Annotated in this window: 17 protein-coding genes; 5 read left to right on the forward strand and 12 right to left on the reverse strand. The window is 70.8% G+C overall.

Translation table 11 applies throughout. The annotated features are described in order from the left end of the window. Nucleotides 1–39 precede the first annotated feature (39 nt). The 4 genes from EOE48_RS15230 (at nucleotide 40) to EOE48_RS15245 (ending at nucleotide 2,086) form a co-directional block, all read left to right on the forward strand. On the forward strand, nucleotides 40–765 hold the full coding sequence (locus EOE48_RS15230; protein ID WP_127730580.1) for a YoaK family protein: 726 nt from the start codon (nucleotides 40–42) through the stop codon (nucleotides 763–765). A gap of 84 nt (nucleotides 766–849) precedes the next feature. Next, on the forward strand, nucleotides 850–1,065 hold the full coding sequence (locus tag EOE48_RS15235) for a hypothetical protein (protein ID WP_127730581.1): 216 nt from the start codon (nucleotides 850–852) through the stop codon (nucleotides 1,063–1,065). 125 nt (nucleotides 1,066–1,190) lie between these two features. Beyond that, the gene (locus tag EOE48_RS15240) at nucleotides 1,191–1,691 is read left to right on the forward strand and encodes a DUF3016 domain-containing protein (RefSeq protein ID WP_127730584.1); all 501 of its coding nucleotides are present in this window, start codon (nucleotides 1,191–1,193) and stop codon (nucleotides 1,689–1,691) included. 83 nt (nucleotides 1,692–1,774) lie between these two features. Beyond that, the gene (locus tag EOE48_RS15245; RefSeq protein ID WP_127730586.1) at nucleotides 1,775–2,086 is read left to right on the forward strand and encodes a hypothetical protein; all 312 of its coding nucleotides are present in this window, start codon (nucleotides 1,775–1,777) and stop codon (nucleotides 2,084–2,086) included. Nucleotides 2,087–2,251: 165 nt separating this feature from the next. Here the strand turns inward: EOE48_RS15245 and glpK are convergent, their stop codons facing one another. The 10 genes from glpK to glpD all read right to left on the reverse strand — a co-directional run bounded on the left by glpK (nucleotide 2,252) and on the right by glpD (nucleotide 12,165). After that, nucleotides 2,252–3,745: a glycerol kinase GlpK gene (gene glpK, locus EOE48_RS15250; RefSeq protein ID WP_127730588.1), complete on the reverse strand. Its 1,494-nt coding sequence runs from the start codon at nucleotides 3,743–3,745 to the stop codon at nucleotides 2,252–2,254. Between the two features lie 11 nt (nucleotides 3,746–3,756). Further along, nucleotides 3,757–4,191: a type II toxin-antitoxin system VapC family toxin gene (locus tag EOE48_RS15255; protein ID WP_127730590.1), complete on the reverse strand. Its 435-nt coding sequence runs from the start codon at nucleotides 4,189–4,191 to the stop codon at nucleotides 3,757–3,759. Then, on the reverse strand, nucleotides 4,188–4,427 hold the full coding sequence (locus tag EOE48_RS15260; protein WP_127730592.1) for a type II toxin-antitoxin system Phd/YefM family antitoxin: 240 nt from the start codon (nucleotides 4,425–4,427) through the stop codon (nucleotides 4,188–4,190). Before EOE48_RS15260 ends, EOE48_RS15255 begins: the two co-directional genes overlap by 4 nt. Nucleotides 4,428–4,519: 92 nt before the next feature. Then, nucleotides 4,520–6,265, reverse strand: a complete 1,746-nt coding sequence (locus tag EOE48_RS15265; RefSeq protein ID WP_127730825.1) for an ABC transporter substrate-binding protein — start codon at nucleotides 6,263–6,265, stop codon at nucleotides 4,520–4,522. 73 nt (nucleotides 6,266–6,338) lie between these two features. Continuing rightward, on the reverse strand, nucleotides 6,339–6,620 hold the full coding sequence (locus EOE48_RS15270; RefSeq protein WP_127730594.1) for a DUF2160 domain-containing protein: 282 nt from the start codon (nucleotides 6,618–6,620) through the stop codon (nucleotides 6,339–6,341). A 15-nt stretch (nucleotides 6,621–6,635) separates the two neighbouring features. Further along, a complete protein-coding gene (locus tag EOE48_RS15275) occupies nucleotides 6,636–7,433 on the reverse strand; it encodes a carbohydrate ABC transporter permease (protein WP_127730596.1) in 798 nt (265 codons plus the stop codon). Then, the gene (locus tag EOE48_RS15280) at nucleotides 7,433–8,407 is read right to left on the reverse strand and encodes a carbohydrate ABC transporter permease (protein ID WP_127730598.1); all 975 of its coding nucleotides are present in this window, start codon (nucleotides 8,405–8,407) and stop codon (nucleotides 7,433–7,435) included. Before EOE48_RS15280 ends, EOE48_RS15275 begins: the two co-directional genes overlap by 1 nt. Next, on the reverse strand, nucleotides 8,404–9,498 hold the full coding sequence (locus tag EOE48_RS15285; RefSeq protein ID WP_127730600.1) for an ABC transporter ATP-binding protein: 1,095 nt from the start codon (nucleotides 9,496–9,498) through the stop codon (nucleotides 8,404–8,406). Before EOE48_RS15285 ends, EOE48_RS15280 begins: the two co-directional genes overlap by 4 nt. Nucleotides 9,499–9,512: 14 nt before the next feature. Beyond that, entirely contained in the window at nucleotides 9,513–10,598 is a 1,086-nt protein-coding gene (locus tag EOE48_RS15290; protein ID WP_127730602.1) for an ABC transporter ATP-binding protein, read from the reverse strand. A gap of 19 nt (nucleotides 10,599–10,617) precedes the next feature. Then, nucleotides 10,618–12,165, reverse strand: coding sequence for a glycerol-3-phosphate dehydrogenase (gene glpD / locus EOE48_RS15295; RefSeq protein WP_246154437.1), 1,548 nt, complete (start codon nucleotides 12,163–12,165; stop codon nucleotides 10,618–10,620). 397 nt (nucleotides 12,166–12,562) lie between these two features. Here glpD and EOE48_RS15300 point away from each other — a divergent pair, with 397 nt between their 5' ends. Further along, a complete protein-coding gene (locus EOE48_RS15300; RefSeq protein ID WP_127730606.1) occupies nucleotides 12,563–12,772 on the forward strand; it encodes a hypothetical protein in 210 nt (69 codons plus the stop codon). A gap of 57 nt (nucleotides 12,773–12,829) precedes the next feature. Here the strand turns inward: EOE48_RS15300 and EOE48_RS15305 are convergent, their stop codons facing one another. Next, on the reverse strand, nucleotides 12,830–13,057 hold the full coding sequence (locus EOE48_RS15305) for a hypothetical protein (RefSeq protein WP_127730608.1): 228 nt from the start codon (nucleotides 13,055–13,057) through the stop codon (nucleotides 12,830–12,832). Nucleotides 13,058–13,258: 201 nt separating this feature from the next. Further along, nucleotides 13,259–14,386 carry a helix-turn-helix transcriptional regulator gene (locus EOE48_RS15310; protein ID WP_127730610.1) on the reverse strand — a complete coding sequence of 376 codons (1,128 nt, stop codon included), beginning with the start codon at nucleotides 14,384–14,386 and terminating at the stop codon, nucleotides 13,259–13,261. Between the last annotated feature and the right edge of the window lie 312 nt (nucleotides 14,387–14,698).

The following is a 14,698-nucleotide window of genomic DNA, read 5'->3' on the forward strand; positions in this document are numbered from 1 at the left end:
TCTTCCCCGGCCTCCGTGCCGCCCGCTACAAGCGGAGCCATGCTGATCCACGAGGGCCTCGCGCGCACGCCCCAGGCCGACCGGCGGCTGGCGTGGTCGCTCGCCGGTACCGCCGGGGCGCTCAACGCCGCCGGCTTCGACGCCGTCGGGCTGTTCTCCTCGAACATGACCGGCCACGTCTCGACGCTCGCCGACCATCTCGGCCTCGGCGACCTGCGGCTCGCCGCCCAGGCGCTCGTCCTCGTCGCCGCCTTCGTGCTCGGCGCGATGGCCTCGACCCTGCTCATCAATCTCGGGCGCCGCCGGCGCATCCGCGGGGTCTACGCCTACAGCATCCTGGCCGAGGCGGTGCTGCTGGCATTACTCGGCGGCCTCGACCTGCGGGGGGCGCCGGGGGTGCGCGGGTTCGGCCTCATCCTCGGCCTCAGCCTGCTGCTGGGTTTGCAGAACGCCGTGGTGACCCGCCTGTCCGGGGCCCGGGTGCGCACCACCCACGTCACCGGCATGGTCACCGACATCGGCATCGGGCTCGCCAACCTCATCGACCAGCGCGGCGATCCCGCCTCGCCGGAGGCGGTCCGCAACCGCGAGACGCTGCGGCTGCACGGCGTCACGGTCGCGGCGTTCCTGGCCGGCGGGGTCGTCGGCGTCGTCGCCTACCGGCTGGCGGGGGCGTGGCTGCTGCTCGCCGCCGCCGCCTTCCTGGCCGCCCTCGCCGCACCCGGCATCCGGGCGGCGCGGCGGCAGGACCCGGCCGATTCGTGACGCCGGATCCGCGTGCGCGCCGCCGCCGGGACGTGTATCAACGGCGTCCGGCCCGGCGGGCCGCGATCGGGAGGCGAAGCCCCAATGTTCAGCAGCACCAGCGCCCCGACCCTGCGCAACGACCTGGGCGTCGAGGAAACCACCGAATCCGACAACGTCGTCCGCTGGGACGGAGAGCGCCTCTACGTCGAGCAGGACATCTACCACAACGGCCAGCTCGTCCACCGCAAGTACCGCCGCACCATCACAGAGCCGGTGGCCCGGGCGCTGCTCGCGATCATCAACCGGGCCAAGCAGTGAGACGAGATCCGGAAGACGACGTCCGAATCTCGTATCACCAGCCCGCGCGGCGCATGAGCGAAGCCGGAATCCGCATGGCGACGCGATCCCGTAGGGATCGCCTGAGGCAATCAATCGGATTTCGTATGAGCCGGAGGAGGGCCGGAGCGCTTCTCGCCCTCGCCCTGCTGGCCCCGGTCCCCGCCGGGGCCCAGGCTCCGCTGAGCCTGCGCTTCGTCATGCCCGAGCGCTACACCGACGCGGAGAACCGGTGGGGCTCGGGCCTGTCGCTGCGGGTGACCCTGGCGGAGGTCGAACGCATCGTCCGCGACCTCGTCCGGCGCCTGCCGCCCGGCGAGACGCTGGCGGTCGAGGTGCTCGACATCGACCTCGCCGGGTTCGAGCGGCCGGGGGCCGGCACCGGCCTGCGGGTGGTCACCGACGTGAGCCCGCCGCGCTTCCGCCTGCGCTACACCCTGACCCGGCGCGGCCGCCCGGTGCTGTCGGCGCAGGAGACGGTGAGCGACATCAATTTCCTGCTGCGGGCCCGCACCCTGTCGTCGGCCTCGGGCCTCGCCTACGAGCGCGAGCTGCTGCGCGGCTGGTTCGAGGACCGGATCCTCCGGCGCCAGCCGCCGCCGGCCTGAACCGGGCGATCTTCCGGCTGGCCCGGGCGTTGGGTTGGGGCGTACCGGCGGCCCGACCGCCGCCGGATCCAGGAGTGATGCCCATGACGGTCTCTCGTCGTCCCCTCGCCCTCGCCCTCGCCGTTCTGCTGCTCGCAGGGACCGCGCCCGCCCTCGCCCAGGGAGGCGGGGCCGCAGGGTCCGGCACCGGCCGCGGTGCGGACCCGTCGAGCCCGAGCAGCACCGGCGCGAGCGGCCAGTCCGGCGCCTCCCGGCAGGGCGGCGCGGGGGCCGGACACGGCAGCCTGACCACCGGCACCACCGGCCCGTCGAGCGGAGGATCCGGCCCGGGCCAGCCGGCCGGCAGCGCCACCGGGGCCGGCGAGCCCGGGGCGCGCGGCGCCACCGGCCGCTGAGCGGGCAGGCGGTCCGCCTGCGGCATTCGCGCCGGCCCCCTCACCGCGGCGCCCGCGCCACCCCAGATCAGTCGCAGCGGCGGTGGATTTCAGGATCCTTGCCGCTGGTCCCGGGCTCGAGCATCGGTCTTCCGCCCCGTTGGCCTGGCTCGCCCGGGACCGTTCCTACCGCCCGACGAGGCACGACACCGCCTTGCGCCACCCGGCCAGACGGCGCTCTCGCACCCGCTCCTCCATCGCCGGGGCGAACCGGCGCTCCAGCCGCCAATGGTCGGCGAAGTGCTCGGGCTCGGGATAGATCCCGACCGCGAGGCCGGCGAGATAGGCCGCCCCCATCGCCGTCGTCTCCTTGATGACCGGGCGGTCGACCGGGGCGGCGAGCAGGTCGGCGAGGCGCTGCATCGTCCAGTCCGACGCGACCATGCCGCCATCGACCCGGAGCACCGTGTCGCGGCCGTCGCCGTCGGGCCAGTCGGCCCGCATCGCGTCGAGAAGGTCGGCGGTCTGGTAGCACACGCTCTCCAGGGCGGCGCGGGCGAGTTCCGCCGGGCCGGTGCCGCGGGTGAGCCCGAACAGAGCCCCGCGGGCGTCGGGCTCCCAGTGCGGCGCACCGAGGCCGACGAAGGCCGGCACGAGGTAGACGTCCTGGGCCGGGTCGGCGCGCTCGGCCAGCTCCCCGGTCTCGGCGGCCGAGCCGATGACCTTCAGGCCGTCGCGCAGCCACTGCACCGCGGCGCCGGCGACGAAGATCGAGCCCTCCAGCGCGTAGGTGCGCTGCCCCCCGATCTGGTACGCGATGGTGGTGAGCAGCTTGTTCTTCGAGGCGACCGGCTGGGCGCCGGTATTGAGCAGCGCGAAGCAGCCGGTGCCGTAGGTCGACTTGACCATGCCGGGCCGGAAGCAGGCCTGCCCCACGGTGGCGGCCTGCTGGTCGCCGGCGACGCCGCGGATCGGGATCGCGGCCCCGAACAGCTCCGGGTCGGTGGTGCCGAAATCGCCCGAGGAGTCGCGCACCTCCGGCAGCATCGCGGCGGGCACGCCCAGCAGCCCCATCAGCTCCTCGTCCCAGGCGCCGCGATGGATGTCGTAGAGCAGGGTGCGCGAGGCGTTGGTGGCGTCGGTGACGTGGAGCCGGCCGCCGGTGAGGCGCCACAGCAAATAGGAGTCGACCGTGCCGAAGGCGAGTTCCCCGGCCTCGGCCCGGGCGCGGGCGCCCGGCACGTTGTCGAGGATCCAGGCGATCTTGGTGCCGGAGAAGTACGGGTCGAGGATCAGCCCGGTCCGGGCGGAGAACAGCGGCTCGTGCCCGTCCGCCTTGAGCCGGGCGCAGATCGCGGCCGAGCGGCGGTCCTGCCAGACGATCGCGCGGTGCACCGCCTCGCCGGTGCTCCGGTCCCACACCACCGTCGTCTCGCGCTGGTTGGTGATGCCGATCGCCGCCACGTCGCCGGCCCCGGCGCCGGCCTGCTTCAGCGCCGCCCGGCAGGTGTCGAGGGTGGTGCGCCAGAGGTCCTCCGGCTCGTGCTCGACCCAGCCCGAGGCCGGGAAGTGCTGCGGAAACTCCGCCTGCGCGCTGGCCGCGATCGCGGTGTCGGGCCGGAACAGCAGGGCGCGCGAGGAGGTGGTGCCCTGGTCGATGGCGAGGATGAGGGAGGACATGGATCGGCTCGTCAGAGGGGTGGCGGTTCCATCGTGGTCAGGCCGAGGCCGGCGGCCGCCCGGGCGAGCCGCGCGTCGAAGGTCGCGAAGGGCAGGCCCGTGACCTGCAGCAGCGCGAGGTGCAGGGCGTCGGGCCCGCGCACGCCGAGGGTCGCGTCCTCGACGATGATTCGGGCGAGGGCGAACATCTGCCGGGTGATGGTCAGCGGGCGGCCGCGGGCTTGGCGCCAGATCGTGAAGACTCTGACCACCTCCCGCGCCTCGTCCACCTTCGCCCTTCGCTCACGGACCAGCCGGGACAGTGTCGCCGAGAATTCCAGCACGACGAGGTCGGAGAGGACGGGCTGAACCGCCGGATCGTGCAGCCATGCCTCGATCCGGAGGCTCTCCGCTTCCTTCACGAAGGCGGGAAGCAGGATGTTGGTGTCGCAATAGATGCGGCTCACACGCCTTCATCCCGCATCTCGCGGACGAGCGCGGTGAAGTCGACGGGCTCGGAGAGGGTCACGCGATTGGCGCGCAGCCAGTCGATCTCCTCCTTCGTCATCGGCCGAGGCTCGGCCGGCACGAGCTGGATCAGATCCTCGTCGAGGCGGGTGATGATGACCTCCTCGCCCTCCGTCGCCTTGGCGAGCAGTTCGGGCAGGCGGGCGATGGCGTCTTCGAGTGAGTAGTAGGCCATGACAACCTCCGTGGCAGCGTCGGTTGCCAGGATAGCGGAACCCGGCCGCGCGGAAAGGAGAGCCGGAGCTGGAAGCCCCGGCTCTCTGGCGGTCAGCTGCGCTTGGGCGGCGAGGCCGGCCAGCTCTTGATGAGGGTGTCGTAGTCGACCGTCTCACCCTTCGGCTTCTCGTCGGCGAGCTTGCGCTGCGGCGCCAGCGTGCCGTCCTTCTTGGCCTGCTCGTACCAGTGCTCGGCCGAGGTCTTCGGGTTCAGCTTCGGGCCGCACTCGCCCTGGACCTTCGAGCGCTCCAGGCGCGCCATCACGTCGTCCTGGGCGTTGGCGAGCGCGTCCATCGCCGCCTGCGGGGTCTTGGCGCCCGAGGAGGCGTCGCCGATGTTCTGCCACCAGAGCTGGGCGAGCTTGGGGTAGTCCGGCACGTTGACGCCGGTCGGGGTCCACTGCACGCGGGCCGGCGAGCGGTAGAACTCGACGAGGCCGCCGAGCTTCGGCGCCCGCTCGGTGAAGGACTTGTCCCAGATGTCGCTCTCGCGGATGAAGGTGAGGCCGACGTGGCTCTTCTTCAGGCTGACGGACTTGGAGACGATGAACTGCTGGTAAAGCCACGCCGCCTTGCGCCGCTCCAGGGGGGTCGACTTCAGCAGGGTGAGCGAACCGGCATCCTGGTAGCCGAGCTTCATGCCGTCCTTCCAGTACGGCCCCTTCGGCGAGGGCGCCATGCGCCACTTCGGCGTGCCGTCCTGGTTCACCACCGGCAGCCCGGGCTTGACCATGTCGGCGGTGAAGGCGGTGTACCAGAACATCTGCTGGGCGACGTTGCCCTGCGAGGGCACCGGGCCCGACTCCGAGAAGGTCATGCCGGCGGCCTGGGGCGGGGCGTACTTCTTGAGCCAGTCGACGTACTTGGTGACCGAGTAGACCGCGGCCGGGCCGTTGGTGTCGCCGCCGCGCTCGATCGACGAGCCGACCGGGCGGCAGCCCTCCATGCGGATGCCCCACTCGTCGACCGGCTTGCCGTTCGGGATGCCGCGGTCGCCGTTGCCGGCCATCGACAGCCACGCATCGGTGAAGCGCCAGCCCAGGCTGGGGTCCTTCTTGCCGTAGTCCATGTGGCCATAGACCTTGACGCCGTCGATCTCCTTCACGTCGTTGGTGAAGAACTCGGCGATGTCCTCGTAGGCCGACCAGTTGACCGGCACGCCCAGCTCGTAGCCGTACTTGGCCTTGAACTTCTCCTTGAGGTCGGGGCGGGTGAACCAGTCGTAGCGGAACCAGTACAGATTGGCGAACTGCTGGTCGGGAAGCTGGTAGAGCTTGCCGTCCGGGCCCGTGCCGAACGACCTGCCGATGAAGTCGTCGAGGTCGAGGGTCGGCGAGGTGACGTCCTTGCCCTCGCCCTGCATGAAGTCCGACAGGGCGACGGTCTGGCCGTAGCGGAAATGGGTGCCGACGAGGTCGGAATCGTTGATCCAGCCGTCGTAGATGTTCTTGCCCGACTGCATCTGGGTCTGGATCTTCTCGACCACGTCGCCCTCCTGCAGGAGGTCGTGGCGCAGCTTGATCCCGGTGATCTCAGAGAACGCCTTGGCCAGCGTGCGGGCCTCGTATTCGTGCGTGGTGATGGTCTCGGAGACGAAGTTGATCTCCATGCCGGCGAAGGGCTTCGCCGCATCGACGAACCACTGCATCTCCTTGAGCTGCTCCTCCTTCGACAGGGTCGAGGGCTGGAACTCGGTGTCGACCCAGCGCTTGGCCTCCTCCATCCCGGCCAGGGCCGGTCCGGCGGCGAGGCCGAGCGCGAGGGCGCTCGCGGCGGTGAGCAGGGCGTGGCGTTTCATCATCGTTGTCCTCCCTCGGTGGTGACCGACCCGCCTGATGCCGGCTGGCTGCCGGACGTGGCGACGGGCCTTCTTAAGCGAAGCGGAACATCACCGCCCCGTAAACGAGCGAGAGCGCGAGCGCCCATTCGAGGCTCGGGCCGACGAGGCCGAGCCACGCGAGGTTGATGAAGGCGGCGCCGACGAGCGTCAGGAACAGCCGGTCGCCCCGCGTGGTCGGGATGCGCAGGATCCCGACCCGCTCGGTCTCCGGCCGCGACACCGCGAGCGCGGTCATCAGGGCGAGCAGGCCGGCGATGACCGCGAAGAAGGTCGCGGTCTGCCACGTCCACGCCATCCAGGCGAAATCAGGCATCGCGTCGTCTCCCGATCACACCCGGCCGAGGGCGAAGCCCTTGGCGATGTAGTTGCGCACGAACCAGATCACGAGCGCCCCCGGAACGATGGTCAGAACGCCCGCCGCCGCCAGCAGGCCCCAATCCATGCCGGCGGCCGAGACCGTGCGGGTCATGGTGGCGGCGATCGGCTTGGCGTCGACCGAGGTCAGCGTGCGGGCGAGCAGCAGTTCGACCCACGAGAACATGAAGCAGAAGAACGCCGCGACCCCGATGCCCGACGCGATCAGCGGCATGAAGATCCTGATGAAGAAGCGCGGGAACGAGTAGCCGTCGATCGCCGCGGTCTCGTCGATCTCCCGCGGCACGCCCGACATGAAGCCTTCGAGAATCCACACCGCCAGCGGCACGTTGAACAGGCAATGCGCCAGCGCCACCGCCCACGGCGTGTCGAACAGCCCGACCGCGGAATAGAGGTTGAAGAACGGCAGCGCGAACACCGCCGGCGGCGCCATCCGGTTCGACAGCAGCCAGAAGAACAGGTGCTTGTCGCCGATGAAGCTGTAGCGCGAGAAGGCGTAGGCCGCCGGCAGCGCGAGCCCGATCGACAGCACCGTGTTGATCGCGACGTAGGACAGCGAGTTGAGATAGCCGCCGTACCAGCTCGGGTCGGTGAAGATCCGGATGTAGTTGTCGAACGTGATGGCCTGCGGCCACAGCGTCATGCTGGTGTTGATCTCCTGGTTGGTCTTCAGGCTCATGTTGACGAGCCAGTAGATCGGCAACATCAGGAACAGGAGGTAGAGCGTCATCACGACGTGGCGCCCACGCATCAGGCGGCCCTCCGGTCGAGTTCGATGGTGGTGGCGGGCGGCAGGCTGCCGGAGGCGGCGTGGTCGGCCGGGTCGCCCTCGGCGGTGCTCGGACGGGCGCCGGCATCGGCGTTGGTCATCACGGTGTAGAACACCCAGCACACCGCCAGGATGATGAGGTTGTAGACCAGCGACATCGCCGCCGCCCGGCCGAGGTCGAACTGGCCGAGCGCCAGCTTGACGAGGTCGATCGACAGGAAGGTGGTGGCGTTGCCGGGCCCGCCGCCGGTGAGCACGAACGGCTCGGTGTAGATCATGAACGAATCCATGAACCGCAGCAGCACGGCGATCAGCAGGACGCGGCGCATCTTCGGCAACTGGATGGTGCGGAACACCGCCCACCGGGTCGCGCCGTCGATGCGCGCGGCCTGATAATAGGCGTCGGGAATCGACTTCAGGCCGGCATAGCACAGCAGCGCGACGAGGCTGGTCCAGTGCCAGACGTCCATCACCACGATCGTCGCCCAGGCGGCGAGCGCGTTGCCGGCGTAATTGTAGTCGAGCCCGAGCCGGTTGAGGAACGCGCCGAGCAGCCCGATGTCGGTGCGGGCGAAGACCTGCCAGATCGTGCCGACGACGTTCCACGGGATCAGCAGCGGCAGCGCCATCAGCACGAGGCAGAACGCGACCGAGCGGCCCTCCCGCGGCATCGACAACGCCACCACGATGCCGAGCGGCACCTCGATGGCGAGGATGATCGCGGAAAACAGCAGGTTGCGCCACAGCGAGTCGAAGAACCGCTCGCCGAACTGGCTCGACGGGTCGAGCAGCTCCTGGAACCAGCCGAGGCCGTTCCAGAAGAACTGGTTGTTCCCGAACGTGTCCTGGACCGAGTAGTTGACCACGGTCATCAGCGGCAGCACCGCCGAGAACGCCACGACCGCGAAGACCGGCAGGACGAGGAGCCAGGCGCGCTGGTTGACGGTCTTGGTCATGCGGCGCCTCCGGGCAGGCCGGGCACCAGGGCGCCGTCGGCGTAGATGTGGATCTGGCGCGGATCGAGGGCGAGCGACGCCTCGTCGCCGTCGACCGAAAGCCCCTCCGGCACCGTCGCGACCAGGGGCCGCCCGCCGAGCTCGACCCGGGCGAGGCGCTGGCGGCCGATGTCGTCGATCCGCCGCACCCGCACCGGCAGGCCGGGACCGCGGGGAGCGAGCCGGACGTATTCCGGCCGCACGCCGAGTTCGATCCGCCGATCCGCCGGCAGGTCCGGATAGGCGCGGGCGAGCGGGATCGCGTGGCCCTCGACCAGGGCGGTGCCGCCCTCGACCCGGGCCGGCAGCAGGTTCATGCCGGGCGAGCCGATGAAGTGGCCGACGAAGGTGTGGGCCGGGCGCTCGAACAGCTCGTCGGGGGTGCCGGTCTGAACGACGGCGCCGTCGTGCATCACCACCACGGTGTCGGCGAAGGTCAGCGCCTCGGTCTGGTCGTGGGTGACGTAGATCATCGTCAGGTCGAGCTTGCGGTGCAGTTCCTTGAGCGTCGAGCGGAGCTGCCATTTCAGGTGCGGGTCGATGACGGTGAGCGGCTCGTCGAACAGGATCGCGGCCACGTCCGGGCGCACGAGGCCGCGGCCGAGGGAGATCTTCTGCTTCATGTCGGCCGTCAGGTTGTTGGCCCGGCGGTCGAGGACGGAGGCGAGGTCGAGGAGGCCCGCGATCTCCTCGACCCGCGAGCGGATGTCGGCCGCCGGAACCCGCCGGTTCTTGAGCGGGAAGGCGAGGTTCTCGCGCACCGTCATGGTGTCGTAGACCACCGGGAACTGGAACACCTGGGCGATGTTGCGCCCTTCGGTCGGCACCGTGGTGACGTCGCGGTCGTCGAACAGGATGCGCCCGCGGGTGGGCACGACCAGCCCCGAGATGATGTTGAGCAGGGTGGACTTGCCGCAGCCCGACGGACCGAGCAGCGCGTAGGCGCCGCCCTGGCGCCAGACGTGGTCGATCTCCTTCAGCGCATAGTCCTGCGGGCCCTTCGGGTCCGGCCCGTAGGCGTGGGCGAGGTGGTCGAGGGTGATGCGGGCCATGGAGACGAGATCCTTCAGGCCGCTTCGGGCAGGTCGAGGGCCGCTGTGCGCCCGGCCGCGTCGAACAGCAGGGCGTGGCGCGGGTCGAGCCAGGCGGTGACGGCGGTGCCGGGTTCGAGCCGGCGCACGCCGGGCAGAAGCGCGATCAGCCGGGCCTCGCCGGCATCGACGTGAATGAAGCTCTCCGACCCGGTGATCTCCGAGACCGACACGGTCGCGGGCAGCGCGATCGCGTCGCCCGCCAGCGGGTCGAGGGCGAGGTGGTGGGCGCGGAAACCGAGCGTGTAGGTGCCGTCCGGCACGGTCGCGAGGGTGCCGGCGGCCCGGGCCTGCCCGCCGGTCGGCAGGGTCACGCGGCCGTTGGCCTTGACCACCGTGAGCGTGTTGAGCGGCGGGTCGGAATAGACCCGGGCGGTGGTGAGGTCGTGCGGCCGGCGGTAGACCTCCGGCGCCGGGCCGAGTTGTGTCACCCGCCCGCGGTCGAGGGTGGCGGTGCGCCCGCCGAGCAGCAGCGCCTCGGCCGGCTCGGTGGTGGCGTAGACGAAGATCGCCCCGGTTTCGGCGAAGATCCGCGGCAGCTCCTCGCGCAGTTCCTCGCGCAGCTTGTAGTCGAGGTTGGCCAGCGGCTCGTCCATCAGCACGAGGTCGGCGCGCTTGACCAGCGCGCGGGCCACCGCGGTGCGCTGCTGCTGGCCGCCGGAGAGTTCGAGCGGCCGGCGCTGGAGATAGGGTTCGAGCTTGAGCAGCCGCGCCGCCTCGCGCACCCGGGTCTCGATCTCGGCCTTCGGCAGACGGACGACCCGCAGGGGCGAGGCGATGTTCTCGAACACGCTCAGCGACGGGTAGTTGATGAACTGCTGGTAGACCATCGCGACGTTGCGGCGCTGCACCGGTTGGCCGGTGACGTCCCGCCCGTCGACGAGGACCCGGCCGGAGGTCGGCGCCTCCAGCCCGGCCATCAGGCGCATCAGGGTGGTCTTGCCGGCGAGCGTCCGGCCGAGCAGCACGGTCAGCGAGCCCTTGGGCAGGGCGAGGCTGACGTCGCGGATGTGCGTCTCGGCCCCGACCTGCTTCGAGACGTTGTCCAGGATCAGCGTCATGGCGCGTCCTCCCCTTCCGTCAGGCGGCGCTCGGGGCCGCGTCGCGCCGCATGAAGGCGTCGAGCGCGGCGGCCTCGTCGGGCGAGACCCGCAAGCCCAGCTTCGAGCGGCGCCACAGCACGTCCTCGGCGCTCATGGCCCATTCCCGCCGCATCAGGTGCGCGACTTCGCGCTCGGTCAAGTCGGCGCCGAAGACGCGGCCGAGATCGGCCATCGTGCGGGCGCCCTGGAGGATGGCGCGGGCGTCGGTGCCGTAGGCCCGCACCAGCCGCTCGACCAGCGGGCGCGGCAGGCCCGGATGCCGGCCGGCGAGGTCGGCGACCAGGGCGTCGTAGCCGTCGGGCGGGAAGTCGCCGCCCGGCAGCGGGGCGCCTCCGGTCCAGGACGGCCGGCGCGCCGCCGGCAGGTGGTCCTTCAGGCGCTCCAGCGCCGATTCGGCGAGGCGGCGGTAGGTGGTGATCTTGCCGCCGAACACCGACAGCATCGGCGGCTGGCCGTCCGGCGCGTCGAGGGTCAGCACGTAGTCGCGGGTGGCTTCCTGTGCCTTCGAGGCGCCGTCGTCGTAGAGCGGGCGCACGCCGGAATAGGTCCACACCACCTCGTCGCGGGTGACGGGATCGCGGAAATACTCGCTCGCGGCGGCGCAGAGATACGCGATCTCCTCCTCGCTCGCCTTCACCTCGGCCGGGTTGCCGGCGTAGTCGCGGTCGGTGGTGCCGATCAGCGTGAAGTCGCGCTCGTAGGGGATCGCGAAGATGATGCGCTGGTCGGCGTTCTGGAAGATGTAGGCGCGGTCGTGCCGAAAGAGGCGCCGCACGACGATGTGGCTGCCCTGGACGAGGCGCACGCCCGAGGCGGAATTGGCCCGCACCACGCCGGTGAGCACGTCGGCGACCCAGGGGCCGGCGGCGTTGACGAGGACGCGGGCCCGCACGGTCTCGCGCCGGCCGGTCTCGCGATCCTCGACCGCCAGTTCCCACACGCCGTCGCCGCGGGTCGCGCCGGCGACGCGGGTGCGCGTGCGGACCACCGCCCCGCGCTCGGCGGCGTCGCGGGCGTTGAGCGCGACGAGGCGGGAATCCTCGACCCAGCAGTCGGAATACTCGAAGGCGCGGCGCAGGCCCGGCTTCAACGGCTCGCCGGCGGGGTCGCGGGTGAGGTCGAGAGTGCGGGTGCCGGGCAGGCGCTTGCGGCCGCCGAGGTTGTCGTAGAGCAGCAGGCCGAGGCGCAGCAGCCAGCCCGGGCGCAGGCCCTCGAGGTGCGGCAGCACGAAGCGCAGCGGCCAGACGATGTGCGGCGCCATCGCCCACAGCACCTCGCGCTCCATCAGGGCCTCGCGCACGAGGCGGAACTCGTAGTGTTCGAGGTAGCGCAGGCCGCCGTGGATCAGCTTGGTCGAGGTCGAGGAGGTGCCCGACGCGAGGTCGTTCTGCTCCAGCAGCACCACCGAGGCGCCCCGGCCGACCGCGTCTCGGGCGATGCCGCAGCCGTTGATGCCCCCGCCGATCACCGCGAGGTCGAACACGCCGCGCTCGTCGCGGCCGGGCTGCTGGCGCCTCTCGGCCAAGGCCACCTCCCTGTCGTCGTCCGGGCCGCTCGGCCCGTGTTTCGTCCATTGCAGCGACCATAAGGCAGGCGCGCGTCCCAGCGCAACCGAAAACGAAAGGAAAAGCGAAGAAACGAAAGTCCATGACTTTCGATTGGCGCATCTGCCCGGTTCCGGTCGCGGTCCCGAGCGGGGCCGATGTGCGCCAGCACACGCGCGCGCGGGCACGATCCGGTGTAGTGTAGCCAAGTGGGAAACCGCCTTGCGCCGGAAACGGATCGGGCGGGTTCTCGACCGCAGAGGACACGGCACAGCTTCGAGGACGGCCTCACCCGCGATCCGGGCCGTTCCGACATCGTCGCATCCGCCATCGCGCGGCGGAGGCGTCGCCTTCCCTAGGGCAGAGCAGGAGGACGACATGACGGCGCTCTACATCGGCAGCATCCGCACCCGGGGCGGCTACCGTCCGCCGGTCACGGTCCGGGCCGAGTCGAAGGACGAGGCGCGCCACTACCTCTCCGCGCGCTATCCGTGCGACCGGATCGAGGCCGTCCTGCCCGCACGCTACTGGCCGCCCTGCTCGGATACCGGCCGCGACCGCGGCGACATCCGCGAGCATCACGGCTGAGCCGGGTGCACGGGTTCCCGGGGCGGCGCTTCGCCCTCAAGGCGACAGGATTCGCCTCTACGGCGACAGGATGATCTCCGCCAGGGCGAGCGCCTTGGCCTGCATCGCCTCGGTCTTCGGCGTCGGCGGATCGACGTCGGTCGCGGCGCGGCGGACCTCCGCCAGGAGGCCGTCGCGGACCGCCGGATCCCGCCGGGCCAGCTCCCGCATCATCGCCACCACGACCAGTTCGAGCGCGTTCACCCGCGCCTCGACGTCGTCCTCGAACGTCACCGGCACACTCATCCCGACCGCCTCCCGTTCCGCGCCACCCGGTGATACCAACGGTCGTTGAAAACGACCTTTGGTTCCGTTCTCGAATTTTCACCAAGCCTCTGGCTTGGCATCGAAAATTTGAGATGGATCAATGGCCCGATGCGTCAGCATCTTGGGCCGTTGGTATGAGAACGTGGCAGGACCCGATTCCGTTCGCCGGGGCGGGGCCGCTCAGCCCTCTGCGCCCGGCTCCGGCGCGCGCCGGAGGAACAGGCGCCCGAACAGGGCCGCGAGCTCGTTCTGGCGCGACACCCCGGTCTTCTCGAACACCCGTTTCAGCACGGTGCGCACCGTGCTCTCGGCGATGGCGAGCGCCTCGGCGGCCTCGCTCGGCGAGCGGCCCGCCCCGATCAGCGCGGCGAGCCGCGCCTCGCCGAGGGTGAGCCCGAAGGCATCGCGCAGCACCGCCGCGTCGTAGGGGCGCTTCTCGTCCGGTGCCGAGACCAGCACGATGGCGGCGGCCGAACTCAGGTCCGCGGCCCGGCCGTCGAGGCGCACCGGCAGGATCTGCAGGATGAGGCTCGAGTCGCCGTTCGGCACGATCAGCGCCTCGCAGGCGCCGCCGGCGGATCCCGCGAGCGCGGCGAAGCGCGCCGCGAAGGCGGGCTGGCCCTGCGGATCGCGCACCCGCAACTGGCCGCCGGCATCGGTCAGGCCGTGTCCCAGCATCGCGCGGGCGGTCCGGTTGGCGAACAGGATCCGCTGCCGGGCATCGAGCACCAGGGCGCCGCAGGCGATGCGGTCGAGGGCCCAGGCGAAGCCGAGCCGCTCGGTCTGCGCGTCCATCAGGCGGATCGACAGGCTCAGCGACCGCTCGACGTGGCGGCTCAGGGCGACGAACCGCTCCTGCTCGGCCTCGTCGAAGGGCGAGCGGTCGATCGCCCGGATCACCGTGAGGACCACCGCGACGTCCGGCACCGGCGACACCGCGGCCCCCATCGACCAGCGCAGGCCGCGGGGCGCGAGGAAGTCGCGGTAGATCGGCAGGGTCCGGATCTCCTCCTCGGTGAAGTGCATCTGGTCGGTCTGGACGTCCCGCCGCCCGCTCGCGCTCGCCGCGAAGGCCCGCGCGGCGCGGACGTCGCGGTGCTGCCAGTCGCGGTCGTAATCCTCGACCATCCCGTTCAGCGACGGCGACACGATCGTGCCGATCCGCCCGTCGCCGCGGTGGAACAGCAGCGTGCCGCCCCGCGCCCCGACGGTCTCGGCGATCCGCTGGAGCACCTCCGGCCAGCGATCCGGCTCGGGAGCCGCCCCGTAGATGATCTCGACGATCTCGTTCCAGAGCCTGTCGATCATCGATCCGGCAGCGAGCCTCCGTCTGCGGCCGGAGCGCGCCTCGTCCGGCCGGTGGTGCAACCATACGGCGATCTCCGGCGCCGCGGTAGCGGGCGCCTCACCAATACTCCTAGACCTCGTGGTCTAATCCGCTTCGGCAAAAAATTCTCCTCCGTACCACAGATGGGGTATGGGCACTCTCAGGAATACAAATATAAGATAGTTCGTTGGTTAAAACACGTTTTGACTTATATTATAGTTTATCTGAGACATCTTTATGCAAACAAGATCATGTTGACGGGCGTCGTGCCCGGAAAAAACTGTGACATCCAG

The organism is Methylobacterium oryzihabitans (assembly GCF_004004555.2).
GTDB lineage: Bacteria > Pseudomonadota > Alphaproteobacteria > Rhizobiales > Beijerinckiaceae > Methylobacterium > Methylobacterium oryzihabitans.

What these genes read in the sequence shown, in the direction of transcription:
- EOE48_RS15285 (WP_127730600.1), bottom strand. Translation starts at nt 9,498, where the DNA reads ATGGCCCGCATCACCCTCGACCACCTCGCCCACGCCTACGGGCCGGAC.
- EOE48_RS15260 (WP_127730592.1), bottom strand. Translation starts at nt 4,427, where the DNA reads ATGGCCTACTACTCACTCGAAGACGCCATCGCCCGCCTGCCCGAACTG.
- EOE48_RS15300 (WP_127730606.1), top strand. Translation starts at nt 12,563, where the DNA reads ATGACGGCGCTCTACATCGGCAGCATCCGCACCCGGGGCGGCTACCGT.
- EOE48_RS15245 (WP_127730586.1), top strand. Translation starts at nt 1,775, where the DNA reads ATGACGGTCTCTCGTCGTCCCCTCGCCCTCGCCCTCGCCGTTCTGCTG.
- EOE48_RS15240 (WP_127730584.1), top strand. Translation starts at nt 1,191, where the DNA reads ATGAGCCGGAGGAGGGCCGGAGCGCTTCTCGCCCTCGCCCTGCTGGCC.
- EOE48_RS15265 (WP_127730825.1), bottom strand. Translation starts at nt 6,265, where the DNA reads ATGAAACGCCACGCCCTGCTCACCGCCGCGAGCGCCCTCGCGCTCGGC.
- EOE48_RS15290 (WP_127730602.1), bottom strand. Translation starts at nt 10,598, where the DNA reads ATGACGCTGATCCTGGACAACGTCTCGAAGCAGGTCGGGGCCGAGACG.
- glpK (WP_127730588.1), bottom strand. Translation starts at nt 3,745, where the DNA reads ATGTCCTCCCTCATCCTCGCCATCGACCAGGGCACCACCTCCTCGCGC.
- EOE48_RS15275 (WP_127730596.1), bottom strand. Translation starts at nt 7,433, where the DNA reads ATGCGTGGGCGCCACGTCGTGATGACGCTCTACCTCCTGTTCCTGATG.
- EOE48_RS15280 (WP_127730598.1), bottom strand. Translation starts at nt 8,407, where the DNA reads ATGACCAAGACCGTCAACCAGCGCGCCTGGCTCCTCGTCCTGCCGGTC.
- EOE48_RS15270 (WP_127730594.1), bottom strand. Translation starts at nt 6,620, where the DNA reads ATGCCTGATTTCGCCTGGATGGCGTGGACGTGGCAGACCGCGACCTTC.
- EOE48_RS15305 (WP_127730608.1), bottom strand. Translation starts at nt 13,057, where the DNA reads ATGAGTGTGCCGGTGACGTTCGAGGACGACGTCGAGGCGCGGGTGAAC.
- EOE48_RS15230 (WP_127730580.1), top strand. Translation starts at nt 40, where the DNA reads ATGCTGATCCACGAGGGCCTCGCGCGCACGCCCCAGGCCGACCGGCGG.
- EOE48_RS15310 (WP_127730610.1), bottom strand. Translation starts at nt 14,386, where the DNA reads ATGATCGACAGGCTCTGGAACGAGATCGTCGAGATCATCTACGGGGCG.
- EOE48_RS15235 (WP_127730581.1), top strand. Translation starts at nt 850, where the DNA reads ATGTTCAGCAGCACCAGCGCCCCGACCCTGCGCAACGACCTGGGCGTC.